Genomic DNA, 24188 nt, shown 5'->3' on the forward strand with positions numbered 1-24188 from the left:
TTAGCGCGCAGCCCCCGCAAGGAAAAGCCTCTGAGATGTCTTGCCCTAGCGATTGGGGCCGACCACCGCGAAATGCGCGCCCTGCGGATCGCGGCAGGCGGCGACATAGGCCGGGCCGGGAACCTCGGTGGGGCCATGCAGCACGGTGCCGCCCGCCGCGGTGATGACCTCGAGCGTTTTCGAGACCGAGGTGACGCCGAAATAGGGCAGCCAGGTCGGACAGGGCGCCTGCCCCTGCCCCATCATGCCGCCGATCTGCGCGCCGCGATGGGCAAAGACGTGGTAACCCCCGGCCGGGCCCATGTCGACATGCATGTCGGGCCGCCAGTCGAAGAGCTTGCGATAGGTTTCCAGCGCCGCTTTCGGATCGGGGGTCATCAGCTCGATCCAGGCGCCATGGCCCGGCGCCCGCGGGTTCCAGGCCCCGCCCGGCGGCGGCGGATCCATCGGCAAGGGCGTGAGAATGCCGAAAACCGCGCCCTGCGGATCGGCCAGAATGGCAAAGCGCCCGGTGCCGGGAATGTCGGCCGGGGCCTTCAACACCTGCCCGCCCAGATCGCGCAGCTGCGCCGCCGTCGCGTCGCAATCCCTTGCCGCCAGATACAGCGTCCAGTTCGGCGGCGTCCCCTCGGTGCAGTCCTTGAGCGCCATCAGCCCGGCCACCAAGTCGGCGCCCGACCGGGCAAGGCGGTAATCGAAGCCCTCCATCCCGGCATCGCCCCAGTCCCAGCCGAAGACCCCGGCGTAGAAGTCCTGTGCCGCGTCGGGATCGGCCACCATCCCCTCGAACCAGATCGGAACACCGTGAAAGGACATGAAACCTCCGGATGAAAAGACACCTCAGCCTAGCACGATTCGAATGACAGCCCTGCGTCCTGCTTTCACCTTGGCGCAAAATATCCCACGGGGGTGCGGGGGTGTGAAACCCCCGCTCCGCAACCGGCCGCTCAGACCGCCCGGTCAAGCTTCGTGCTCAGATGGATCAGGCTTTCGGAACTGCGCACCCCCTGCATCTCGCCGATCTGGTCCAGAACCACATCCAGCTGCGCCGTCGAATTCGCCGCCACCTGCAGCAAAAGATCGATCCGCCCCGAGGTGGTCGAGATCCGCTCGACCTCGGGGATCGACTTCAACCGGGTCAGGATGCCCGCCTGCGCGCGCGGTTCCACCATCAGCAAAACGGTGGCCCGCAGCCGCCCCGCCCGGGCCGCTTCGCCCAGCTTGACGGTGTAGCCCGCGATCACGCCCGAGGTCTCCAGCCGCTCCAGCCGGGCCTGAATCGTCGAGCGCGCCACCTTCAGTCGGCGCGACAGCGTCGCCACCGAAATCCGGGCGTCGCCCGACAGCAGCCCCACGATTGCCGTATCAAGTTCGTCCATTGTGCAACACTTGCAGATTGACCGATGCTTTCGTCATTATAACGATAGATCGCCGCATTTCTACTCTTTTGATCGGTGAAAATGTGCCTCATATCGCGCAACATGAGAGAGCAGGAAAAGGGCGGCTCATACGCACCTGGCCTGGGTTTGGTCGAAACGCGTCGTAAGCGTCTCCCCACCCGTAACATAGCCGGGGCAAGAGGTGGCTGCGTTCTATTGGCGAGGAGAAGCCGATGGGACTTTCCAAAACTATTTGGACTCAACCGTCCGAAATCATCCGGACGAAACAACCCGATCATCCGGTGCTGGTGTTCTCGCCCACCGCGTTGCAGGCGACCGCGCGGCGGTTCCTGAAGGGCTTTCCGGGCGTCGTCACCTATGCGGTGAAGTCGAACCCGGATGAAATGGTGATCCAGAACCTTGTCGCCGCGGGCGTCAAGGGATTCGACGTCGCCTCGCCCTTCGAGATCGACCTCATTCGTCGTCTCGCACCCGGTGCCGCGCTGCATTACCACAACCCGGTGCGCGGCCGCGAGGAAATCGCCCATGCGGTGCGGGCGGGGGTGAAGACCTGGTCGGTCGATTCGCGCAGCGAGCTTGAAAAGCTGATCGCGCTGGTGCCCACCGAGGGCTGCGAAATCTCGGTGCGCTTCAAGCTGCCGGTGCAGGGCGCGGCCTACAACTTCGGCGCCAAATTCGGCGCCACCGCGGATCTGGCGGCGGAGCTTTTGCGCCGCGCCGCGGAAGCCGGGTTCATCCCCTCGCTCACCTTCCATCCGGGCACGCAATGCACCGATCCGGCGGCGTGGGAGGCCTATATCCTCGTCGCTTCGGAAATCTGTGCCACCGCGGGGGTGCAGGCGCATCGGTTGAACGTCGGCGGCGGCTTCCCGAACCATCGCAAGATGGGCCCGGCGCCGGTGCTGGAAGACATCTTCGCGCTGATCGACCGCGCCACCACCGAGGCTTTCGGCTCGGACCGTCCGATTCTGGTCTGCGAACCCGGCCGCGGTCTGGTGGGCGACGCCTTCACCCATATCACCAAGGTCAAGGCGCTGCGCGACGACACGCATGTGTTCCTGAACGACGGCGTCTATGGCGGTCTGGCGGAACTGCCGCTGATCGGCAACATCGAGCGGATCGAGGTCTGGTCACCCGAGGGGTTCGAACGCGGCGGCGACATGGTCGAGCGCATCGTCTTCGGCCCGACCTGCGATTCGGTCGACCGTCTGCCGGGCGACGTCGCCCTGCCGAGCGAACTGACCGAGGGCGATTACGTGGTGTTCCACGGCATGGGCGCCTATTGCTCGGCCACCAACACCCGCTTCAACGGCTTCGGGCAGATGGAAATCGTCACCGCGCTGTCGCTGAAAGGCTGACCCGAAAGCAACAGACGCCGAGATCCGCGACACTTTGGCGCCTGCGTAATTGAGGATTAACGGCCTTGCCCTAGGTTCGGGGTGAGGCCGTTGAGATTCAGGGCCGCAGACGATGGGGTCGCGTCATGGTCGGACTGTTTCATCGCGTGATCGGGAAATGGCGGCAAAGCAAGGCCGGCTCGGCGCGCGTCGATGCAGGTCCGCCGCCGCGGCCCGCGCGCGGATCCGTCGACCATGTGGTGCTGCTCGATGGCACGCTCGGCTCGCTGTCGCAGGCGCATCTGACCTCGATCGGGATGATCTACCGCTTTTTGCGCCGCTCCTCGCCGCGGGCCTCGGTCTATTACGGCAAGGGTCTGCAATATCGCGAATGGCGCGATCTCAAGGATATCTGGCTGGGCTGGGGGGTCGAGGCGCAGATCCTGCGCGCCTATGGCTGGCTGGCGATGCGCTATCGCCCGGGCGACCGGATCTTCCTGATCGGCTATTCGCGCGGGGCCTTTGCGGCGCGCTCGCTCGCGGGGCTGATCGACCGCGTTGGTCTGCTGCGCAAGGATGCCGCGACCGAACGCAATGTCGAACAGGCCTGGCGGCATTACCGTGCCGAAGTCTCGCCCGTGGCCTTTCGCGATGCGCTCTGTCACCCCACCGCGCCGATCGAGATGGTGGGGGTGTTCGATACCGTGGCGGCGCTGGGCGTGCGGCTGCCGCTGTTCTGGACGATGAGCGCGGATCGGGTGCGGTTTCACGATCACCGGCTGGGCCGGTCGGTCCGGCACGGGTTTCAGGCGCTGGCGCTGCATGAAACGCGGCCGGTGCTGTCGCCGCTGCTGTGGAACAGCAACGGCACCGGCGCGGCGCGGATCGAGCAGGTCTGGTTTCGCGGCTGCCATGCCGATGTGGGCGGGCAGCTGGCCGATTACGATGCGGCGCGGCCCTTGTCGAACATCCCCCTCGTCTGGATGCTGGAGCAGGCCGAGGGTCTTGGTCTGGCGCTGCCGCAGGGCTGGCGGGGGGACTTTCCCTGCGATCCCGCCGCCCCCTCGGTCGGCAGCTGGGGCGGCTGGGGCAAGCTTTACATCATGCGCCAGCCGCGCCGGGTCGGCATGGACGGGTCGGAGCGGCTGCACGAGTCGGTGCGCAAGCGCAAACTGGAATGGTGGATCCGCGTCGGCACCGGGTTGAAACGCCGCGGCCCGAAACCGGAACTGGCGCTGGTGCCGTTTCAGCCCGAGGCCCCCATGATCAGACAGGTCGCCGTGCCAAGGGCATAGGTCTTGCCGTCAACGACGCCGACGATCTCGCCCCGCGCGACGCCCGTTGACCGCCCGACATGCTCGACCCGGCCCAGGGCGCGGACCTCGGTCCCCGGCGGGATCGCCCGCAGCATGTTGACCTTGTACTCCGTCGTCGTCTGATACTGCCCGCGTTTGAGCCCGGTGATCACCGCACAGGTCAGCGCCGTATCCAGCAACACCCCATACCAGCCGCCATGCACGCCGCCAAAGGCATTGGTGTGCTCGTGCCCCGGCGTGCCCGTCACCTCGACCAGACCGGGTTCGACCCGGGTCACCTGATAGTTGCAGCCGCGCGCAAAAGTGGTCGTGGGCACCTGCCCCGCCAGCATCGCCTGCATGAACTCAAGGCCGGTCATCGCCTGCACTTCGGCCAGCGTCAGGAAATCCGCGGGCCCCGCGGCATATTTCGGTTCGGTCATCACGCTCTCCCTTTGCGCCAGCGTGACGCAGGGGAAGAAAACGGAAAAGGGGGCCGAAGCCCCCCGCAAAAGTTCCGTCACGTCACGGCTCAAACGCCTGCCCGGGAAGCGCAAAACCGGTTCCCACTTTTGCGCGGCAGGCTTGTCAGGCGACGTTTTCCAGCACCACATCCGGGTTCACGCCCAGCGCATGGCAGACGTCACGGGTCATCTGCGGCCGGTTCAGCGTGTAGAAATGCAGATCCTCCACCCCGCCCGCGATCAGATTGTCGCACAGTTCCGTGCACAGCGCCGTGGCCAGAAGTTGCTCGCGGTCATCGCGGATCGCATGATCGAAGGCCTCTTCGACCCAGGCCGGGATCGAGGTGCCGCAGCGCTGCGCAAAGCCCTTGGCGCCTTTCCACGACTGGATCGGCAGGATGCCCGGGATGATCTTGGCGGTGACCCCTTCCTTCACGCAGGCGTCGCGGAAGCGAAAGAAGGTCTCGGCTTCAAAGAAGAATTGCGTGATCGCCGAGGTCGCCCCCGCCTCGCATTTGCGTTTCAGCCAGCGCACGTCGGCAAGCGTCTCGGCGGCTTCCGGATGCGGTTCCGGATAGGCGCCGCAGCGCAGCGTGAAGCGGCCGTCCCGCGCCAGCCATTCGATGAGGTCCACCGAGGAGGCGAACCCGTCCGGATGCGGCGTGAAGCGGGCGGCGCCTTTCGGCGGATCGCCGCGCAGCGCGACGATCTCGGTCACGCCGACCTCGGCGTAAGCGTCGATGATCTCTTGCGTTTCGGCTTTCGTCGCATCGACGCAGGTCAGATGCGCGGCGACATTGAGCCTGTAATTCTTGTGGATCGCCGCCACGGCTTCGTGGGTCAGCTTGCGCGTGGTGCCACCCGCGCCATAGGTGACCGAGACGAACCCGGGCTTGAGCGGCGCCAGAACCTGCGCCGTCTCCCACAGCCGGAACGAGGCGTCGAGCGTCTGCGGCGGGAAGAATTCAAAGCTGACGTGCGGCGTGGTCATCGGGGGCATCCTTTTTGTGTTGCCCCCTTGTCGCCGATTCTGCGATGTGAGACAAATTCATAATCTTCAAGAAGGTGATGAGGCGCGACTCATAATGCACATCGAGTTTCGGCACCTGCGCACGATCAAGGCGATTCACGATGCAGGCGGCCTCGCGAAGGCGGCCGATATTCTGCACATCACGCAATCGGCGCTGTCGCATCAGGTCAAGGGGCTGGAGGATCAGGCGGGGGTCGAGCTTTTTGCGCGTCGCTCCAAGCCCTTGCGCCTGTCCGCGGCGGGGCTGAAGCTGCTGCGTCTGGCCGAGCGCATCCTGCCCGAGATCGACGCGACCGAGGCGGAATTCGCCGCGATCCGGCAGGGCCGCGCCGGCCGGCTGCATATCGCCATCGAATGCCACGCCTGTTTCGAATGGCTTTTCCCGGTGCTGGAAGCCTTTCGCCGGGTCTGGCCGGAGATCGACATCGACATTCGCCCGGGCCTCGCCTTCACCGCATTGCAGGCGCTGGCGCGCGAAGATGTCGATCTGGTGATCTCCTCCGACCCCGAGCGGATCGAGGGCATCACCTTCAACCCGCTTTTCGACTATTCGCCCACCTTCATCGCCGCGGCCAGCAGCCCGCTGGCCGTGAAACCCTTTGTCGAGGCCCGGGATTTCACCGATCAGACGCTTTTGACCTATCCGATCGACCGGGCGCGGTCGGATGTGTTCTCGCTCTTGCTGACCCCCGCGAAAGTGGAACCGAAAGCGCATCGGCAGGTGGAGCTGACGACCGTCATCCTGATGCTGGTCGCCTCGGGGCGCGGGGTTGCAGTGCTGCCCGACTGGGTGCTGCGCGAGGTGAAATATCAGCCCGATTACGTGACGAAGCGGGTGACGGAAGCGGGCCTGACGAAGCGGCTTTATGCCGCCACGCGCGAGGAAGACGTGACCGCCCCCTATATGGCGCATTTCCTGCGCCTCGCACGGACCGAGCCGGTGAAGCTGCAACGGGCATAAGCGCCGTCACGCAAGGGTGATGTAACCGTCACAAAGTTGCGCGTGACGGCCCCTCGGCCCCGGCGTTAGATCGCGGCTTCAGTCCGAGGACCTCCGATGACCGCCATTCCCCAGCCGCGCGCCGCGCAAGCGACCGTGTTCCCGATCCTTCTGGCCGTGTCCGCCTGTCACATGCTCAATGATGTGATGCAGTCGATGCTGTCGTCGATCTATCCGATCCTGAAGGCGGATTTCGCGCTGCAATACTGGCAGATCGGGCTTTTGACGCTGGCGTTTCAGGGCACGGCCTCGCTGTTGCAACCGGCGATCGGAATTTACACCGACGCCAAGCCGCAGCCCTGGTCGCTGCCGCTGGCGTCGTGCTGCACCTTTCTGGGCGTGATGGGGCTGGCCTTTGCGCCCAGCTATCCGGCGCTGATCGCGGCGGCGATGCTGGTCGGGCTTGGCTCGGCGATCTTTCACCCCGAATCGAGCCGCGTCGCCCGCGTCGCCTCGGGCGGGCGGTTCGGCCTGGCGCAATCGGTGTTTCAGGTCGGCGGCAATTTCGGCACCTCGATCGGCCCGCTGCTGGCGGCTTTCGTCGTGCTGCCCTTCGGCCGCCCCTCGGTCGCGATCTTTGCCGGGCTCGCCGTGCTCTCGGGGATCGTGCTGACGCAGGTCAGCCGCTGGTATGCCGACCATCTGGCCGCGCGGGCGAAAAAGCTGGTGGACAAGACCCTGCCGCTGTCGAAGGGACGGACCATCGCCGCGATCTCGGTTCTGGTGATCCTGACCTTTTCGAAGAACGCCTATATGGCGTCCTTGCATTCCTATTACACCTTTTACCTGATCGAGAGCTTCGGCGTCGACACCCGCACGGCGCAGCTGATGCTGTTCCTGTTCCTTGGCTCGGTGGCCGCCGGAACCGTGCTGGGCGGGCCGGTCGCCGACCGTTTCGGGCCGATGGTGGTGATCTGGATCTCGATCCTCGGCGTGCTGCCCTTCACCCTCGCCTTGCCGCATGTGGGGCTTGTCGCCTCGGGCGTGCTGACGGTCTGCATCGGGCTGATCCTCGCCTCGGCCTTTTCCGCCATCGTCGTTCTGGCGCAAGAGCTTTTGCCCGGCCGCGTCGGCATGGTCGCCGGGATCTTCTTTGGCCTTTCCTTCGGCATGGGCGGCATCGCCGCGGCGGGTCTGGGGCTGATGGCCGACCATTGGGGCATCCGCACCGTCTATCTGATCTGCTCGGCCCTGCCGGTCATGGGCGTGCTGACCGTGTTCCTGCCGAAACGCGCCGATTTGATCCGCGGCTGACCTCTTGGAATCTTCACCTCTGCCGTGTAAGGCAGGCGCTTGAACCGAAGGAGCCCCCCCGATGCAAGGCAGTGCCAACCTCAACCTGATGATCAAGGCCGCGCGCAAGGCGGGGCGGGCTCTGGTGAAGGACTTCCGCGAGGTCGAGAACCTGCAGGTCTCCTCCAAGGGGCCGGGGGACTTCGTGTCGAAAGCCGACCGCGAGGCCGAACGGATCATCAAGGAAGAGCTGCGCGGCGCGCGTCCGACCTATGGCTGGCTGGGCGAGGAAACCGGCGAGGAAGCGGGCGAAGACCCGACCCGGCGCTGGATCGTCGATCCGCTTGATGGCACCACGAACTTCCTGCACGGCCTGCCGCATTGGGCGGTGTCGATCGCGCTCGAACACAAGGGCGAGGTCGTCGCGGGCGTTGTCTTCGACGCGGCCAAGGACGAACTTTACTATGCGGAAAAGGGCCTTGGCGCCTTCATGAACGAAAGCCGGCTGCGCGTGTCGGGGCGGCGCCACATGATCGAGGCGCTGTTTGCGACCGGCGTGCCCTTTGGCGGCCGCTCGACCCTGCCCGCGACGCTGCAGGATCTGGCCCGGCTGATGCCGGTCTGCGCGGGCGTGCGCCGCTTCGGCTCGGCGGCGCTTGACCTCGCCTATGTCGCCTCGGGCCGCTATGACGGCTATTGGGAACGCGGCATCAACGCCTGGGACATGGCCGCCGGTCTGATTCTGGTCAAGGAAGCGGGCGGCTTCGTCGGCCCGGTGCGCGCCGACCGCGGCATTTTCGAAAGCGGCACGGTGATCGCGGGCAACGGCGAGCTGTTCGAGCCGCTGTGCAAGATCATCCGCGAGGTGAACTGACCGGGGCGAAGCGGGAACGCAAAGCGAACATGGCGCTGCGCGTTCACCGCTTGTTCACCCCGTTGTGACAGGGTGCTTGCATCACCAGAAGGGGATGCACCATGCTTCACGACGCTGCCTGGACACTTGCCGAGGATATTTTCGGCGCCGCCCGCCCTGCCCGGGCGCTTTACCCGCTCGAATCGGCGATGGACGATCTTGGCCGCGCCGCCCGCGACATCGCCTTCGCCGAAACCGCCGATGTGATCGCGCTGCACCGGATCACCGTGCTGCGCGACATGATCGAGGCCTGCCGGACCGAAATCGCCCGGAGCCAGGATCCGAAAGTGGCGCTGGAGCTGGCTGCGGCGATCGATGGCCTGGGCGAAGAGCTGTCGTCCTTCGAGGAAACCCTGCCGCTGGAACGCGCCTTTCGCGCCGATCAGCGCGACCATGCCGTGGCCCGCATCGAAGCGGCGCAATCGCGGCTGCGCACGTTCATCGAAACCGCCGGGATGAAGCCCGACCTGTTCGATCCGGCCCTGACCCGGGAGGAGGCGGTCGAACTCGCGATGGCCGCGCTGGAACGCAGCCCGGCGCAGATCATCGCCGCCGCCCGGCGCGAGGCCGAGGCCCGTCAGGCCGGGGCGCCGATCCCGATGCCCGAGGGCTCGCCCTTCCATTTCACCCAGCCCGAGGGCTGGATGGCCTGGCTTGCCGCAAGGATCGCCGAACGGGTCGGCCGCGGCATGACGGCCAGCCCGTCTCAGGGCTGAGCGCGTTCGGGCACCAGCAGACCGCGCTGCACGGCGGGGCGGTCAAGGAACCGCTCGAGCCAGGCGGGCACGTGGCGCAGATCCTCCCAGCCGACCAGATCGGTCACCTTGTAATGCACGTTCAGCCCGCGCAGCCAGGGACAGATCGCGATATCGGCGATGGAATAGTCGCCCGCGATCCAGTCGCGCCCCGCCATCACGCCATCGAGCACCCGCAAGAGCCGCGCCACCTCGGCGCGGTAGCGCTCTTTCGGGCGGGGATCCTCGATTTCCTTGCCGGCATAGGCGTGGAAATAGCCCAGCTGCCCGAACATCGGCCCAATGCCGCCGATCTGGAACATCAGCCATTGCAGCACCTGATAGCGCTGCGCCTTGGGCAGGAATTGCCCTGATTTCTCGGCCAGATAGATCAGGATCGCCGCGCTTTCGAACAACGCGAGCGGCTTGCCCCCCGGCCCGTTCGGATCCAGAATCGCCGGGATCTTGTTGTTCGGGTTGAGCGAGAGAAACTCGGGCGTCATCTGGTCCTGCCTGTCGAAACTGACCAGATGCGGCTCGTAGGGCAGCCCGGTCTCCTCCAGCAGGATCGAGACCTTGACGCCATTCGGCGTGGGCAGGGAATAAAGCTGGATCACCTCGGGACGGGTGGCGGGCCAGCGCCGGGTGATCGGGAAAAGCGAAAGATCGGTCATGGGGGCCTCCTGCCGATCAGACTGCCCGAAATCCGCCCGCGCGCAAGGGCCGCCACGAACAGCCCCTGTTCCGGCCTGCACGCCGGAACAGGGAATGTCTTACAGCTTCAGCGCCGTCACCGGGTCGATCGCCGTCAACCCCTGCGCCGCGCCGACCGGGGCACAGGTGATCCGGCCCGCATGGATATTGAGCCCGGCCAGCAGATGCGGGTCATCACCGCAAGCCTGCCGCCAGCCCTTGTTCGCCAGCGCCAGCAGGAAGGGCAGCGTCGCATTGCCCAGCGCGAGCGTCGAGGTCCGGGCCACGGCGCCGGGCATGTTCGCCACGCAATAGTGAAGGATGCCATCGACTTCGTAGATCGGATCCTGATGCGTCGTGGCATGCGAGGTCTCAAAGCAGCCGCCCTGATCGATCGCCACATCGACCAGCACCGCGCCCGGCTTCATCGTCTTCAGCATCGCGCGACTGACCAGCTTCGGCGCCGCCGCCCCCGGCACCAGCACCGCGCCAATCACCATGTCGGCGTCCCGGATCAGCTCCGCCGTGGCGGCGCGGTCGGAATATTGCGTCGTCAGCCGCCCCATGAAGACATCGTCCAGATAGCTCAGCCGCGGGATCGAGCGGTCGAGCACCGTCACATGCGCCCCCATCCCGGTCGCCACCCGCGCGGCGGCCGTGCCGACGACGCCGCCGCCGATGATCACCACATTGGCCGGACGCACCCCGGGCACGCCGCCCATCAGCACGCCGCGCCCGCCATTGGCCTTTTGCAGCGCCCAAGCGCCGACCTGCGGCGCCAACCGCCCCGCCACCTCGGACATCGGCGCCAGAAGTGGCAGCCCGCCGATGCGGTCGGTCACCGTCTCATAGGCGATGCAGGTGGCGCCGGATCTGAGCAGATCGGCGGTCTGTTCCGGATCGGGCGCCAGATGCAGATAGGTGAACAGCACCTGCCCGGGGCGCAGCTGCGCCCGCTCGGCGGCCTGCGGCTCCTTCACCTTCACCACCATCTCGGCCTCGGCCCAGATCGTCGCGGCATCGGCCGCGATCCCCGCCCCGGCGGCGACATAATCGGCATCGGCAAAGCCCGCGCCCAGCCCCGCCCCGGTCTCGATCAACACCGCATGCCCCTGCGCCACCGCCTCCTGCGCCGCCGCCGGGGTCATGCCGACCCGGAATTCCTGTGCCTTGATCTCTTTCACGCATCCGATCTTCATGGCGTTCCTCCCTGCCATTTCTGCCCCCACTCTGCGCCTGCTGGCATGAAAAATGCGTTCAAATATGCTTGCAAAACACCCGTTTCCGCGCGCATATCTTCCGCAGATCCGGAAAACCTTCGAAGAAACTTGCGCGCCCATGACCCTTGACGCCACAGATCGCCGCATCCTGACCGTGTTGCAAAAACAGGGCCGCATCTCGAATGCGGAGCTGTCCGAGCGGGTCAACCTCTCGGCCTCGGCCTGTCACCGCCGGGTGCAGCGGCTCGAGGAGGAGGGGTACATACGGGATTACGTCGCGCTGCTTGATGCCCGCCGTCTGGGCCGCCCGACCACCGTCTTTGTCGAGATCACGCTTTCAGGCCAGGCCGACGAGGTGCTGGAAGCCTTCGAGCGCGAGGTGAAAAAGATCCCCGACGTGCTCGAATGCCATCTGATGGCGGGCTCGGCCGATTATCTGCTCAAGGTCGTGGCCGAGGATACCGAGGATTTCGCCCGCATCCACCGCTCGAAACTGGCGCGGCTGCCCGGGGTGCAGGGGATGCAAAGCTCTTTCGCGCTGCGCACCGTCTTCAAGACCACCGCACTGCCGATCTGAGCCCGAAAACGCCTGAAAATCGGTTGTTAAGAGCTTGCGTCTAGGCTTTCGGGGCGGAGGCTCCGAATGCGACTCGAATTTCTGGTTCTGTCTCTCTCGATCACGATCGCCCCGGCGGCGGCGCTGCTGGATGCAAAGGCATCGGGCGCGGGCCCCTGGGTCATGGTCGTGCCGCCCTGGCGCAGCGCCGATCTGGTCGCGGCACAGGCGGGCGCCCGCCTGATCGGCCCGACCGAGGCGCCTCTCGGACATATGGTCGCCGCGACGGACCCGGGCGCCGCGCGGCGCCTGACGGAGGCGGGGGCCTGGGCCGTCGTCGATGCCGCCGCCGTTGCCCAATTTTGTGGAGTGTACTGACATGCAGATCCCCGCAGCGGAGCAGAAGAAGATCCCGATGCGGCTGCGGCTGTTTCTGATCGCGACGCTCGGCTGTGCCGTGCTGGTCACCGGCGTCGCGCTTCTGGTCGGCACGGCTGCCGTCACGGCCCCGGTGATCGCCTGGATTTTCGTGGCGGTGGCGGGGCTTGGTGCCCTGCGCGGCGACACCACGAGCGGCCGCGCGCTGGTCGCGCAGGGGCTTGTGGGGCAGGCGATCGCCTTCACCGCGGCGCTCTCCGGGCACCCCTGGCAGATCGACAGCCACATGATCTATTTCGCCGTTCTCGCCGCACTGGCGGCGATGGTCGATGTTCGGGTGCTGCTGATCTCGGCCGCGACGATCGCGCTGCATCACCTGGCGCTCAGCGTTCTCGTGCCCAGCCTCGTCTATCCCAGCACGGAGCCTTGGCCGAACATCCTGCGCACCCTGTTCCACGGCGCGGTGGTGGTGGCGGAAACCGCGGTGCTGATCACCAGCGTGATCTATCGCCAACGGATGGAAACCTCGCTCTCCACGCAACTCGAGAGCGTGCAGCAGATGTCGCAAAGCGCCGAGGCGGCGCAACGCCGCGCCGAGGCAGCGGCGGCGCAGGCCGAAACCCGCCGCCACGAGTCCGAAAAGGTGGCGCAAGACGCCGAGCTGCTGCGTGCCGAGGCCGAGGAAACCGCCCGCGCCGCCGCCGAGGCGAATGCCCGCGCGATGGAGGCTTCGGCCCGTCTTTCCGACGAACGCAACGCCCATGCCGCGCGGCAGGAAGCGGTCGTCACCTGCCTGCGCGACGTGCTGCGGGCCTTGTCGAACGGCGATCTGACCGTGCGGCTGGCCCGGATCGAGGGCGGCGATTACGGCTCGCTCAGCGAAGATTTCAACGCCGCCGTGATCCAGCTGGCACAGGCGATCGGGGTGGCGCTCTCCTGTTCCGAGGAAATCACCGCGCAGATTGCCGACATCACCTCGGAGTCGGAAAACCTGTCTTCCCGCACCGAACGGCAAGCGCATGCGCTGGCCAATACCGCCGCGGCGATGAACGAATTGTCCAGTTCGGTGGGCTCGGCGGCGCAGATGGCGACTGCGGCCGCGCAGGCGGCCCAGGCGGCGGAAAAGATGGCGCGCGACAGCACCCATGTCGTCAACGCCTCGATCCAGGCGATGGGCGAGATCGAACAAAGCTCGCATCAGATCGCCTCGATCACCTCGGTCATCGACGACATCGCCTTCCAGACCAACCTGCTGGCGCTGAATGCCGGGGTCGAGGCCGCCCGCGCGGGCGAGGCCGGGCGCGGCTTTGCCGTCGTCGCCTCGGAGGTGCGCGATCTGGCGCAGCGCTCCTCCGCCTCGGCGCGCGAGATTTCGACCCTGATCCAGTCGTCGGAACGGCAGGTGAAGACCGGGGTGGATCTGGTCAATCAGATGGTGACCACGCTCGACAGCATCGTGTCGGCGGTGGAGAACATCTCCGCCCGGGTCGCCGAAATCGCCCGCTCGGCCGAGGAACAGTCGCGGGCGCTGACCGAGATCAACGGCTCGGTCGAGCAGCTGGACGCGGTGACGCAACAGAACGTCGCGATGTTCGAGGAGACGACGGCGGCAAGCCGGGTGCTTTCGGGCATGTCGGCGCAGTTGCGCGCGGCGATGGTGCTGTTCCGCACCGACTCGATGGCGACGCCGCAGCACCGGGCGGCCTGAGCCCCCCCAAAAAACCAGAAACCCCCGTTGGCAGGGCCACGGGGGTTCGCGGTGCGGGCAAGCCCGCCAGCGTTATCAAACGCCTCTTAAAGTGCGCCTTCGCGCTGAGCTTTCTTCCGCGCCAGTTTACGGGCACGGCGAACGGCTTCAGCTTTCTCGCGCGCTTTCTTCACGGACGGCTTTTCGAAATGCTGCTTGAGCTTCATTTCGCGAAAAACCCCCTCGCGCTGAAGTTTTTTCTTCAGGGCACGAAGCGCTTGTTCGACGTTGTTGTCGCGAACGCTGACCTGCATGTGGTGTCACCACCTTCCTAAGTTTGAGTTGCATCAGTTTGCAGGAAGCGGCCATATAGCAAAGGTCTGGACATTTGTCCACCGCTGCCGCGCAAGGGAAAAGCAATGAAAAACGACCATTTGGAGGCATCGCGCCTGCGGGCCGAGCTGCTCGAGGCAATCACCCCGCATGTGCCTTTCGATGGCTGGTCCGATCCGGCCTTTGCGGCGGCGGTGACCGATATCGGCGTCGATCCGACGCTGGCGCGTCTGGTCTGCCCGCGCGGCGCCATCGATCTGGCCGCAGACTATCACCGCGGCGCCGACCGGGCTTTGGCCGAGGCGTTGAAAGCGCAGGAGTTTCAGGGGCTTCGGTTCCGCGACAAGGTGGCGGCGGCGGTGAAGCTGCGGATCGGTCTGGTCGATGCCGAACTCGTGCGCCGCGCCAGTTCCGCCTTTGCCCTGCCGCAGAACATGGCCTTGGGCGGGCGCCTTGTCTGGGAAACCGCCGATACGATCTGGCTTGGCCTTGGCGACGAAAGCCGCGATTACAACTGGTATTCCAAGCGCCTGACGCTTTCGGGCGTGTTTTCGGCGACGGTGCTGTTCTGGATCGGCGACGAAAGCCCCGATCACGCCGACACCTGGGCCTTCCTTGATCACCGGATCGAAAACGTGCTGCAGTTCGAAAAACTCAAGGGCGGGCTTTTGCGCCTGCCCGGCCTGCGCGGTTTCCTTGATACGATTCGCGCGCCGGAACCGATGGCGGCACCGGGCAGTCTGTCGCCGCGGGGGGACAGGCCGTGAACGCCCTGCCGCAAGCGATGCGCTGCATCGAGATCACCGCCCCCGGCGGCCCCGAGATGCTGAAACTTGCCAGCCGCGCCGTGCCGGTGCCGGGTCCGGGCGAGATCCTGATCGAGATCGCCTTTGCCGGGGTGAACCGCCCCGATGCGCTGCAACGCGCGGGCGCCTACAAGGCCCCTCCGGGTGCCTCCGACCTGCCCGGGCTCGAATGTTCGGGCCATGTCGCGGCGCTTGGCCCCGGGGTCTCGGGCTGGGCGGTCGGCGATCCGGTCTGCGCGCTGCTGCCCGGCGGCGGCTATGCCGACTATGCCACCTGCCCCGCCACCCATGCCCTGCCCGTCCCCGCGGGGATCAGCCTGCGTGACGCCGCCTGCCTGCCCGAGACCTGCTTCACCGTCTGGTCCACCGTGGTGATGCGCGGCGGCCTGACCGCGGGCGAGCGCTTCCTTGTGCACGGCGGCTCCTCGGGCATCGGCACGACGGCGATCCAGATCGCCCGCGCGCTCGGCGCCCGGGTCTGGGCCACCGCGGGCAGCGCGGAAAAATGCGCCGCCTGCGACAGCCTCGGCGCCACCGCGATCAACTACCGCGAGACCGATTTCGCCGAGATCCTGCGCGCCGAAGGGGGCGCGGACCTCATCCTCGACATGGTGGGGGGCAGCTATATCGCCCGCAATATCAAGGCTCTGGCCGATGACGGACGGCTGGTCTTCATCGCCTTCCTCGAAGGCCCGAAGGCCGAGATCAACTTCGCCCAGGTGATGCTGCGCCGCCTGACCCTCACCGGCGCGACGCTGCGCCCGCAATCGGACACCGCCAAGGCCGAGATCGCAAGGCAGCTGCGCGCCCATGTCTGGCCGATGATCGAGGCGGGCAAGGTGAAGGTGGTGCACGACAGCAGCTTCGCGCTGGAAGAGGCCGCCGCCGCCCATGCGCGGATGGAGACCAGCGCCCATATCGGCAAGATCGTGCTGCGCCTGTCCTGAAAACGCCGGCTGGAAAGGGCGTATTTGCACCAGGAAAAAGCCCTGCCGTTTTTTCTTGGTTCAAATACGCCCTTTCGCCCGCTTATCGCACGCGCTCCATCAGCGCATCGGGCTTGCGGCAATCGCGCCGCACATCCGCCCCGCAGGGCCGCGGCAGCAAGTCCTTCGTCAGGCAGATCCGCAGCTCGTCGATCCGCTCGCCCGCGCAGGTCACCCTCACCCCCTCGGGCGAAAGCCCCGGATTGGCCGCCAGAAACGCCGCTTCCACAGCCGCGGCCGGCAGCCGGACATCCTGCGCAAGCTCTTGAAACGGAACGGGAATGGCGACGCTTTCATAGGCCTGCCGCGCCCGGGCGTAATAGTCCGCCGCCGCAAGGCCGGAACAGCGGCCGTGCTTCTTCCATTGATGCCAGGCCGCGCCATCCGAGCCCATGATATCCGCCATCGCCGCCGTTTGCGCCCGCGAGGGATCGCGCGAAGCGCTGCGACAGTCGCTCGGCCAGCCCGCCTCGAACTGCGGCCAAAGCCCGTGCAGAACGAAACTGGCACCGCTGCCCGGCTCGCATTGCCGGGCGTCCCGGTCCCGGCCCTCGGTCGCGCACCAGCCGGGCGACCAGCTCAGCGCGAGGACGTAATAATCGAACCTCCCCGCCCGCTCGCCTTCGGCAAAGGCGCCCGACGCGAGCAGAACTGCGGCACAAATGGCGAAAAGCCTCATTTTCTCTTTCCTCCGCAGCCATTCGGCCCTATATAAACCGGCAATTCCCCACCAGAAATGGACCGCGGCCGGGGGGAACCGGGCCGCAGCCGGTTTCTCGGCCCGGGAGAGATATGTGTAGAGGATCGCTCCGATGACGAACAAGCCCCTGATGGCGAAGGCCACCGCCGTTTGGCTCGTGGACAATACGACCCTGACCTTCAAACAGATCGCCGATTTCTGCGGCATGCACGAACTGGAAGTGCAGGGGATTGCCGACGGCGACGTGGCGGTTGGCGTCAAAGGCTTCGATCCGGTCGGCTCGAACCAGCTCGACCCGCGCGAGATCGAGAAGGGCGAGAAAGACCCGGCCTACAAGCTGCGGCTGAAATTCAACGCCGCCGCCCTGGGCGAGGACAAGCGCCGCGGCCCGCGCTACACGCCGCTGTCGAAGCGGCAGGACCGGCCGAATGCGATCCTCTGGCTGGTCAAGTTCCACCCGGAACTGGCCGATGCGCAGATCGCCCGCCTGGTCGGCACGACGAAACCCACGATCGCCTCGATCCGCGAGCGCACGCATTGGAACATCGGCTCGATGACGGCGATCGACCCGGTGGCGCTCGGCCTGTGCCGTCAGTCGGAACTGGATGGCGAAGTGCAGAAGGCCGCGAAGAAACGCGCCGCCGAGGGCGTGATGAGCGATGACGAGCGCCGCAAACTGGTCTCGACCGAGCAGAGCCTCGGCATGACCACCGAACCGCGCCTGCCGGGCAGCGGCATCGAGGGCTTCGGCCTCGCCCCGCGCGAGGAAGAAGCGGAGGATCCGAAAGACTTCTCGGATGCCGACAGCTTCTTCAACCTGCCGCATGACGACGAGGACGAGGACGAAGACGACAGCCACGATCCGCGCCGCTGATCGTCCCGCCGTTTCAAAGAAAGGGGCCCTTCCGGTGACGGCAGGGCCCTTTTTCAATCCTGAAGCGGCAACCGCGCGTGTTTCATCTTGCCACAAATACCTCGGGGGTCCGGGGGCGGAGCCCCCGGCGGGTCGCCTCGGGCGCAAGCCCGAGGCGAAATCCTGCGCGGCTCAGAACTGATCGACCGACAGCCCCATCACGGTCTCCGAGCCGCTTTCGATCCGCGCCAGATGCAACCCGCAGGCGGGCAGGTGCCGCGCCATGTAATAGCGCCCGGTGGTGATCTTCGCCTCGTAGAAGGCCCGGTCCGACGCCCCGCCCTCCAGCGCCGCATGTGCCGCCGCCGCCATCCGCGTCCACATCAGGCCAAGGCAGACATGCCCCATCAGATGCATGAAGTCATAGCTGCCCGAAAGCGCCGCATCCGGGTTCTTCGCCGCATTCTGCAGGAAGAACATCCCCGCCGCCTGCATCTGTTTTGACGCCGCCTTCAGCGGATCGGTGAAAGGCTTCATCCGGTCGTCGCCGTCATGCGCCTTGCACTCGGCCTTGACCATCTCGAAGAAGCCCATCAGCGGCTTGCCGCCCTCGGCCGCCAGCTTGCGCCCGACAAGGTCCAGCGCCTGCACCCCGTTCGCGCCCTCGTAGATCATGGTGATCCGGGCATCGCGGACGAACTGGCTCATGCCCTGTTCCTCGATATAGCCATGCCCGCCCCAGACCTGTTGCGCCTGAACGCAGGCCTCGAAGCCCTTGTCGGTCAAAAAGCCCTTGATCACCGGCGTCATCAGCGAGATCAGCCCCTCGGCCTCGGCATCTTTCAGCCCATGCGCGCGGTCGATCAGCGTCGCGCCCCAGAAGGTGAAGGCCCGCGCGCCTTCAAGGAAGCTCTTCTGATCCATCAGCGCGCGGCGGATGTCGGGATGCACGATCAAGGGATCGGCCGGACCGGCGGGATTTGCGACGCCGGTCACGGCGCGCCCCTGCAGCCGGTCCTTGGCATAGGCCAGCGCGGCCTGATAGGCGGCCTCGGCCACCGCATAGCCCTGCAGACCCACGCCCAGACGCGCCTCGTTCATCATCGTGAACATCGCGCGCATGCCCTTGTGCAGATCGCCCAAGAGATAGCCCGTGGCGCCGTCATAATTCATCACGCAGGTGGCCGAGCCGTGAATGCCCATCTTGTGCTCGACCTTGCCGACGCTCACCGCATTGCGCGCGCCCAAGCTGCCATCCGCATTCACCAGCACCTTCGGCACGATGAAGAGCGAAATCCCCTTCGTCCCCTCGCCACCGCCCGGCGCTTTCGCCAGCACCAGATGGATGATGTTCTCGGCCAGATCGTGATCGCCCGCCGAGATGAAGATCTTCGTGCCAGTGATCTTGTAAGACCCGTCCGCCTGCGGCTCGGCCTTGGTGCGCAACAGCCCCAGATCGGTGCCGCAATGCGGCTCGGTCAGGTTCATCGTGCCGGTCCAGTCGCAGGCCACCATCTTCGGCAGATAGGTCGCCTTCTGCGCCTCGGTGCCATGCGCCTCGATCGCCGAGACCGCGCCATGCGTCAGGCCCTGATACATGTTGAAGGCCATGTTGGCGGAAACGAACATCTCGCCCACGGCGCAGTTGATCACATAGGGCATCCCCTGGCCGCCATACTCGGGGTTGCAATCGAGCGCGGTCCAGCCGCCTTCCTTCATCGCGGCGAAAGCCTTGTCAAAGCCCGCAGGCACGCGCACGGCGCCGTTTTCCAGCTTGCAGCCCTCGTGGTCGCCCACCGCATTCAAGGGCGCCAGCACCTCGGAGGCGACCTTGCCCGCGGCATCCAGCACGGCCTCGGTGAAATCGCGTTCCAGATCGGCATAGCCGGGCACATCCTGCCCGGAGATCTTCAGAAGCTCGTGCAGCACAAACTGCATGTCGCGGATATTTGCGGTATAGTTCGGCATGGTCCTCTCCCTTGTCCGGTCTGCCGGGGGCGGGGATCACTCGGCCATGCCGGCAAACCTCTCCTCGCCCCAGGCGATCTGCGCCGCCAACTCCCCGATCGCCAGATCAAGTTCGTCGCGCTGACGCTCCATCTCCCTCAGCCGCTGACGCGCCAGTTTCAGCGTCTCGGCCATCTGCGTCTTCTGCTGGTCCCCCATGTCATAAAGGTCCAGCAGCTGACGAATATCCTCAAGGCTGAAGCCGAAGCGCTTGCCGCGCAGGATCAGTTTCAGCCGCGCCCGGTCGCGCCGGGTGAACAGCCGTTTCTGCCCCTCGCGCAGCGGAAACAGCAGCTCCTTCGCCTCGTAGAACCGCAAGGTGCGGGGCGTCACCTCGAACGCATCGCACATCTCGCGGATCGTCATCATGTCGTCACTCATCCTGCCGCCCCCTTTGTCCCTTTGCGTAACGTAAGGCGGCAGATCAAGCTTGCACCACCACATTACAAGTTTGGTTGACGCTTGCGTCACTGTAACGTCGCGTCACGGTGACGTTGACGTAATGTCAGACCGAACAGCCCGGAAAAATGCAAAAGCCGGTCCCCGCCAAGGGCGGGCAAAGCGCGCGCACAGAGTGAAAAAGGCCCCGCGCGGGGGCCGATTCGAGGCTCAGTCGGTCAGGATGCGGGCCACATCGTCGCGCAGCGCCCGCAGGTCGGTGACCGCGGCCTGCAGCTCCTCGAGCTGCTTGCCCAGCACGCCCAGCTGCCGGTCGGCCAGTTCGATCCAGGCGCGGTTCTGCGCCTCGGTGCCCTGATGGTCATAGATCAGAAGCCACTGCCGCAGCTCTTCCAGACTGAAGCCGAAGCGGCGCCCGCGCAGGATCAGCGTCATCCGCGCCACTTCGCGCGGGCCATAATAGCGTGCCCTGCCCTCCTTTTGCGGCGAGAGCAGCTCGATATATTCGTAATAGCGCAGCGTCCGCGGCGTGACGTCGAAACGCGCGCACATTTCCTTGAAGCTCAGCACCTCTGCCATGGCTTGCTCCCCCTCCGCGGCGAAGCTAACGCGCGGTTGACGCAGCATCAACCTCTCTTGCGCGGCCTGTGACTTGCCTTGATCGCAACGTCACGGCATCGTGGCCAAAACCGGAGGGCACATGGACGAGGCAAAGCTGAAACAGGCGCGGCACTTCATCGAGGCGATCCCGCATGCCCATGCCCTGGGGATGCGGCTTGACGCGATCGGCGGCGGCGCGGCGGAACTGTCGATGGACTGGCGCGAGGATCTGGTGGGCGATCCGCGCACCGGGGTCATTCATGGCGGCGCGGTCTCGGCGCTTTTGGACACCTGCTGCGGCGCGGCGGTGATGAGCCACCCCGAGGCGCCCGCGGGCACCGCCACCATCGATCTGCGCATCGATTACATGCGCGCCGCGACGCCGCGCCAGCGCATCACCGCCCGGGCCGAGGTCTATCACATCACCCGCACCGTGGCCTTCCTGCGCGCGACCGCCCATGACGAGGAAGCGGGCCTGCCCGTCGCCTCGGCCACCGGCGCCTTCACCGTCGAACGTCCGAAAGGGGGGGCGCAATGAGCCGTCCGAAACCCGAACCCGTGCATCTGGTCAAGGGCCGCCGCGATGCCGCCCTGCGCGCGCTGGTCTCGGGCGTGCCCTATATCCGCTTTCTCGGCATCAGCTTCGACCGCCGCGGCGACGAGCTGACGGCGGTCCTGCCCTATGACGACAAGCTGATCGGCAACCCGTTCATTCCGGCGATTCACGGCGGGGTGACGGCGGCCTTCCTTGAAGTGTCGGCGATCATGGAACTGTCCTGGACCCTGCTTTGGGAAGACATGGAGGCCGGACGGATCGATCTTTCCGCCGCCGATCCGGTCCTGCCGCGGCTGCCGAAGACGATCGATTTCACCGTGGATTACCTGCGCTCCGGCCTGCCGCGCGATGCCTATGCGCGGGCGCGGGTGAACCGCTCCGGGCGGCGCTACGCCAGCGTTCATGTCGAGGCCTGGCAGGACAACCGCGCGAAACTTTTCGCCCAGGCGACGGGGCATTTCCTGATGCCGGACCGGGAGGAATGACCGAGATCACGCACGGCCGGGTGCTGCGCATCGCGGCCCCGATCGTGATTTCGAATGCGACCGTGCCGCTTCTGGGCGCGGTCGATACGGCGGTGGTGGGCCAGATCGGACAGGCCGCGCCGATCGGCGCCGTCGGTCTTGGCGCGGTGGTGCTGGCCTCGGTCTACTGGATCTTCGGCTTCCTGCGCATGGGCACCACCGGCCTTGTCGCCCAGGCCAAGGGCGAGGGCGACAGTCTGGAAGTCTCGGCCGGGCTGATCCGCGCCGTGGGGATCGGGCTTGCCGCGGGGCTTTGCCTGATCGCGCTGCAGGCGCCGATGCTCTGGGCCGCCTTTCAGATCGCCCCCGCCTCGGCCGAGGTCGAGACGCTTGCGCGCGATTACCTGTCGATCCGGATCTGGGGGGCGCCCGCGACGATCTCGCTTTACGCCTTCACCGGTTGGCTGATCGCGCTTGAGCGCACCCGCGCCGTGCTGGTGCTGCAACTCGTGATGAACGGGCTGAACGTCGGGCTGGATCTGTGGTTCGTGCTCGGCCTTGGCTGGGGCGTGAAGGGGGTGGCGGCGGCCACCTTGATCGCGGAGCTTTCGGGGCTGGTTCTGGCGCTCTGGCTTGCCCGCGCGGCGCTTGTGCCCGGGCTGAGCCGGGCGGTGATCCTCGCCACCGCGCCGCTGAAACAGATGGCACGGGTCAATACCGACATCATGATCCGCTCGGTGATCCTGCAGGGCAGCTTCACCGCCTTCCTGTTTCTGGGCGCGGGTCAGGGCGATGTGAAACTGGCGGCCAATCAGGTTCTGCTGCAGTTTCTGCAAATCACCGCTTACGCGCTCGATGGCTTCGCCTTTGCGGCGGAAAGTCTGGTGGGCCAGGCGGTCGGCGCGCGCGCGCCCCGCAGCCTGCGCCGCGCCGCCGTGGTCGCCGCGCAATGGGGGGTGGCGGGCGCGGCGCTGCTCTCTGCCGCGTTCCTGATCTTCGGCGGTGCGATCATCGACACGATGACCACCGCCCCCGAGGTGCGCGACACCGCCCGCGCCTATCTGCCCTGGATCGGGCTGGCGCCGCTTCTGGGCATTGCCGCCTGGATGTTCGACGGCATCTTCATCGGCGCGACGCTGACGCGCGAGATGCGCAATGCGATGCTCGTCTCGGTGGCGATCTACATCGCCGCGCTTTGCGCCCTGATCCCGGCCTTCGGCAATCACGGGCTCTGGGCGGCGCTGATGGTTCTGAACCTCGCCCGCGGGATAACGATGGCGCGGCTTTACCCGCGGGCCGAGGCGAAGGCCGCACCGGCGCAGGGGGGCGCTGCCCCCCTCTGAGCTGCGGTCATTCACCCCCCGAGGTATTTCAGGCAAGATGAAGCCCAGCCCTTTCATCTTGCCCGAAATACCTCGGGGGTGCGGGGGCAGAGCCCCCGCCCTGGCCGTTTACCGCGAGCGGATCATCCCCATGATTTCGAGCGTCTTTTGCAAGATCGGCTGGGCGATGGCATCGGCCTTTTCCGCGCCCTGCCCCAGGATCCGGTCGATCTCGGCCGGGTCGTTCATCAACCGGCTCATCTCGGTCGAGATCGGTTCGAGCTTCGACACCGCCAGATCGGCCAGCGCCGGTTTGAACACCCCGAAGCCCTGCCCGGCATATTCGGCCACCACCTCGGCGGGGGTCTTGTCGGCCAGCGCCGCATAGATGTTCACCAGGTTGCGCGCCTCGGCCCGGCCCTCGAGGCCTTCAAGGCTCTCGGGCAGCGGCTCGGGATCGGTCACCGCCTTGCGGAACTTCTTCGCGATCGTGTCGGCATCGTCGGTCAGGTTGATCCGGCTGGCATCGGACGGATCCGATTTCGACATCTTCTTGCTGCCATCGCGCAGGCTCATCACCCGCGTCGCCACGCCTTCGATCAACGGCAGGGGCGCCGGGAAGAAATCGACGCCGTAATCATGGTTGAACTTCGCGGCGATGTCGCGGGTCAGCTCCACATGCTGCTTTTGATCCTCGCCCACCGGCACCATCGTCGCGTGATAAAGCAGGATGTCGGCCGCCATCAGCGACGGATAGGCGAACAGCCCCAGCGACTGCTTTTCGGCGTTCTTGCCCGCCTTGTCCTTCCACTGCGTCATGCGGTTCATCCAGCCCATCCGCGCGACACAGTTCAAAAGCCAGCCCAGTTCCGCATGGCCCGAAACCTGGCTTTGGTTGAACAGCACCGACCGCGCCGGGTCGATGCCCGAGGCAATGAAGGCCGCCGCCGCCTCGCGGGTCTGTTTTTTCAGCGCCTCGGGATCTTGCCAGACGGTGATCGCATGCAGGTCCACCAGGCAATAAATCGTCTCGATGCCCTCGTCCTGCTTTTCGGCGAAGCGCTTGAGCGCGCCCAGATAATTGCCCAGCGTCAGATTGCCCGAGGGCTGGATGCCGGAAAAGATCCGCGGCGTGAACTTGGCGTTGATCTCTTCGGGGGTAGGTTGCGACTGTTCGGACATCTGGGCGCTCCGGGCTGGAAATTCGGATGTCTTGCGCTTA

Annotated in this window: 27 protein-coding genes; 15 read left to right on the plus strand and 12 right to left on the minus strand. The window is 66.2% G+C overall.

Going from position 1 to position 24188, the window contains the following annotated elements; genetic code table 11:
- Window positions 1–45 precede the first annotated feature (45 nt).
- Window positions 46–816 carry a VOC family protein gene (locus LY44_RS10060; RefSeq protein WP_055211657.1) on the minus strand — a complete coding sequence of 257 codons (771 nt, stop codon included), beginning with the start codon at window positions 814–816 and terminating at the stop codon, window positions 46–48.
- A gap of 131 nt (window positions 817–947) precedes the next feature.
- Window positions 948–1379, minus strand: coding sequence for an Lrp/AsnC family transcriptional regulator (locus LY44_RS10065; protein ID WP_013066238.1), 432 nt, complete (start codon window positions 1377–1379; stop codon window positions 948–950).
- Between the two features lie 233 nt (window positions 1380–1612).
- Here LY44_RS10065 and LY44_RS10070 point away from each other — a divergent pair, with 233 nt between their 5' ends.
- Both LY44_RS10070 and LY44_RS10075 read left to right on the plus strand, forming a co-directional pair.
- The gene (locus tag LY44_RS10070) at window positions 1613–2758 is read left to right on the plus strand and encodes a type III PLP-dependent enzyme (protein ID WP_055211660.1); all 1146 of its coding nucleotides are present in this window, start codon (window positions 1613–1615) and stop codon (window positions 2756–2758) included.
- Between the two features lie 125 nt (window positions 2759–2883).
- The gene (locus tag LY44_RS10075) at window positions 2884–4032 is read left to right on the plus strand and encodes a DUF2235 domain-containing protein (protein ID WP_055211661.1); all 1149 of its coding nucleotides are present in this window, start codon (window positions 2884–2886) and stop codon (window positions 4030–4032) included.
- On the opposite strand, the gene LY44_RS10080 is transcribed toward LY44_RS10075, so the two are convergent.
- On the minus strand, window positions 3984–4475 hold the full coding sequence (locus LY44_RS10080) for a PaaI family thioesterase (protein ID WP_055211996.1): 492 nt from the start codon (window positions 4473–4475) through the stop codon (window positions 3984–3986). The two genes, LY44_RS10075 and LY44_RS10080, sit on opposite strands and share 49 nt — an antisense overlap.
- Window positions 4476–4620: 145 nt before the next feature.
- Window positions 4621–5487 carry a methylenetetrahydrofolate reductase [NAD(P)H] gene (gene metF / locus LY44_RS10085; protein WP_055211663.1) on the minus strand — a complete coding sequence of 289 codons (867 nt, stop codon included), beginning with the start codon at window positions 5485–5487 and terminating at the stop codon, window positions 4621–4623.
- 94 nt (window positions 5488–5581) lie between these two features.
- Between metF and LY44_RS10090 the strand changes: the two genes are divergently transcribed.
- From LY44_RS10090 to LY44_RS10105, 4 genes are all read left to right on the plus strand, one after another.
- A complete protein-coding gene (locus LY44_RS10090; protein ID WP_055211665.1) occupies window positions 5582–6487 on the plus strand; it encodes a LysR family transcriptional regulator in 906 nt (301 codons plus the stop codon).
- Window positions 6488–6583: 96 nt separating this feature from the next.
- Window positions 6584–7780 carry an MFS transporter gene (locus LY44_RS10095; protein WP_055211667.1) on the plus strand — a complete coding sequence of 399 codons (1197 nt, stop codon included), beginning with the start codon at window positions 6584–6586 and terminating at the stop codon, window positions 7778–7780.
- A 61-nt stretch (window positions 7781–7841) separates the two neighbouring features.
- Window positions 7842–8633, plus strand: a complete 792-nt coding sequence (locus LY44_RS10100; protein WP_055211669.1) for an inositol monophosphatase family protein — start codon at window positions 7842–7844, stop codon at window positions 8631–8633.
- A gap of 101 nt (window positions 8634–8734) precedes the next feature.
- On the plus strand, window positions 8735–9388 hold the full coding sequence (locus tag LY44_RS10105) for a hypothetical protein (RefSeq protein WP_055211671.1): 654 nt from the start codon (window positions 8735–8737) through the stop codon (window positions 9386–9388).
- Here LY44_RS10105 and LY44_RS10110 read toward each other — a convergent pair.
- Window positions 9379–10080, minus strand: a complete 702-nt coding sequence (locus tag LY44_RS10110) for a glutathione S-transferase N-terminal domain-containing protein (RefSeq protein WP_055211673.1) — start codon at window positions 10078–10080, stop codon at window positions 9379–9381. The two genes, LY44_RS10105 and LY44_RS10110, sit on opposite strands and share 10 nt — an antisense overlap.
- 99 nt (window positions 10081–10179) lie before the next feature.
- Window positions 10180–11298, minus strand: a complete 1119-nt coding sequence (gene ald, locus LY44_RS10115) for an alanine dehydrogenase (protein ID WP_055211675.1) — start codon at window positions 11296–11298, stop codon at window positions 10180–10182.
- Between the two features lie 139 nt (window positions 11299–11437).
- On the opposite strand from ald, the gene LY44_RS10120 reads away from it, so the two are divergent.
- From LY44_RS10120 to LY44_RS10130, 3 genes are all read left to right on the plus strand, one after another.
- Window positions 11438–11896, plus strand: a complete 459-nt coding sequence (locus LY44_RS10120; RefSeq protein WP_013066227.1) for an Lrp/AsnC family transcriptional regulator — start codon at window positions 11438–11440, stop codon at window positions 11894–11896.
- Between the two features lie 66 nt (window positions 11897–11962).
- On the plus strand, window positions 11963–12253 hold the full coding sequence (locus tag LY44_RS10125; protein ID WP_055211677.1) for a hypothetical protein: 291 nt from the start codon (window positions 11963–11965) through the stop codon (window positions 12251–12253).
- A 1-nt stretch (window position 12254) separates the two neighbouring features.
- A complete protein-coding gene (locus tag LY44_RS10130; protein WP_055211679.1) occupies window positions 12255–13961 on the plus strand; it encodes a methyl-accepting chemotaxis protein in 1707 nt (568 codons plus the stop codon).
- 86 nt (window positions 13962–14047) lie between these two features.
- On the opposite strand, the gene rpsU is transcribed toward LY44_RS10130, so the two are convergent.
- Window positions 14048–14254 carry a 30S ribosomal protein S21 gene (gene rpsU, locus LY44_RS10135; RefSeq protein WP_011748553.1) on the minus strand — a complete coding sequence of 69 codons (207 nt, stop codon included), beginning with the start codon at window positions 14252–14254 and terminating at the stop codon, window positions 14048–14050.
- A 105-nt stretch (window positions 14255–14359) separates the two neighbouring features.
- Between rpsU and LY44_RS10140 the strand changes: the two genes are divergently transcribed.
- On the plus strand, window positions 14360–15040 hold the full coding sequence (locus tag LY44_RS10140) for a COQ9 family protein (protein WP_055211681.1): 681 nt from the start codon (window positions 14360–14362) through the stop codon (window positions 15038–15040).
- Window positions 15041–15057: 17 nt separating this feature from the next.
- On the plus strand, window positions 15058–16026 hold the full coding sequence (locus tag LY44_RS10145; RefSeq protein ID WP_055211998.1) for an NAD(P)H-quinone oxidoreductase: 969 nt from the start codon (window positions 15058–15060) through the stop codon (window positions 16024–16026).
- An 82-nt stretch (window positions 16027–16108) separates the two neighbouring features.
- Here LY44_RS10145 and LY44_RS10150 read toward each other — a convergent pair whose 3' ends face one another.
- Window positions 16109–16744 carry a ribonuclease T2 family protein gene (locus LY44_RS10150; protein WP_055211683.1) on the minus strand — a complete coding sequence of 212 codons (636 nt, stop codon included), beginning with the start codon at window positions 16742–16744 and terminating at the stop codon, window positions 16109–16111.
- Between the two features lie 133 nt (window positions 16745–16877).
- Here LY44_RS10150 and LY44_RS10155 point away from each other — a divergent pair, with 133 nt between their 5' ends.
- Window positions 16878–17639 carry a DUF1013 domain-containing protein gene (locus tag LY44_RS10155; protein ID WP_055211685.1) on the plus strand — a complete coding sequence of 254 codons (762 nt, stop codon included), beginning with the start codon at window positions 16878–16880 and terminating at the stop codon, window positions 17637–17639.
- Window positions 17640–17810: 171 nt separating this feature from the next.
- Here the strand turns inward: LY44_RS10155 and LY44_RS10160 are convergent, their stop codons facing one another.
- The 3 genes from LY44_RS10160 to LY44_RS10170 form a co-directional block, all read right to left on the minus strand.
- On the minus strand, window positions 17811–19586 hold the full coding sequence (locus LY44_RS10160; RefSeq protein WP_055211687.1) for an acyl-CoA dehydrogenase C-terminal domain-containing protein: 1776 nt from the start codon (window positions 19584–19586) through the stop codon (window positions 17811–17813).
- Between the two features lie 36 nt (window positions 19587–19622).
- Window positions 19623–20006 carry a MerR family transcriptional regulator gene (locus LY44_RS10165; RefSeq protein WP_055211689.1) on the minus strand — a complete coding sequence of 128 codons (384 nt, stop codon included), beginning with the start codon at window positions 20004–20006 and terminating at the stop codon, window positions 19623–19625.
- A 228-nt stretch (window positions 20007–20234) separates the two neighbouring features.
- Window positions 20235–20603, minus strand: a complete 369-nt coding sequence (locus LY44_RS10170) for a MerR family transcriptional regulator (protein WP_055211691.1) — start codon at window positions 20601–20603, stop codon at window positions 20235–20237.
- 121 nt (window positions 20604–20724) lie between these two features.
- On the opposite strand from LY44_RS10170, the gene LY44_RS10175 reads away from it, so the two are divergent.
- From LY44_RS10175 to LY44_RS10185, 3 genes are read left to right on the plus strand one after another with little or no spacing between them, the layout of a single operon-like run.
- On the plus strand, window positions 20725–21162 hold the full coding sequence (locus LY44_RS10175; protein WP_055211693.1) for a PaaI family thioesterase: 438 nt from the start codon (window positions 20725–20727) through the stop codon (window positions 21160–21162).
- Window positions 21159–21665: a PaaI family thioesterase gene (locus LY44_RS10180; protein ID WP_055211694.1), complete on the plus strand. Its 507-nt coding sequence runs from the start codon at window positions 21159–21161 to the stop codon at window positions 21663–21665. Before LY44_RS10175 ends, LY44_RS10180 begins: the two co-directional genes overlap by 4 nt.
- The gene (locus LY44_RS10185) at window positions 21662–22987 is read left to right on the plus strand and encodes an MATE family efflux transporter (RefSeq protein WP_055211696.1); all 1326 of its coding nucleotides are present in this window, start codon (window positions 21662–21664) and stop codon (window positions 22985–22987) included. Before LY44_RS10180 ends, LY44_RS10185 begins: the two co-directional genes overlap by 4 nt.
- A 108-nt stretch (window positions 22988–23095) precedes the next feature.
- Here LY44_RS10185 and trpS read toward each other — a convergent pair whose 3' ends face one another.
- Complete coding sequence (trpS, locus tag LY44_RS10190) at window positions 23096–24148, minus strand: tryptophan--tRNA ligase (protein WP_055211698.1); 1053 nt, start codon at window positions 24146–24148, stop codon at window positions 23096–23098.
- Between the last annotated feature and the right edge of the window lie 40 nt (window positions 24149–24188).

This window comes from Rhodobacter capsulatus, from assembly GCF_003254295.1.
In the GTDB taxonomy this organism is placed as follows: Bacteria; Pseudomonadota; Alphaproteobacteria; order Rhodobacterales; family Rhodobacteraceae; genus Rhodobacter; species Rhodobacter capsulatus.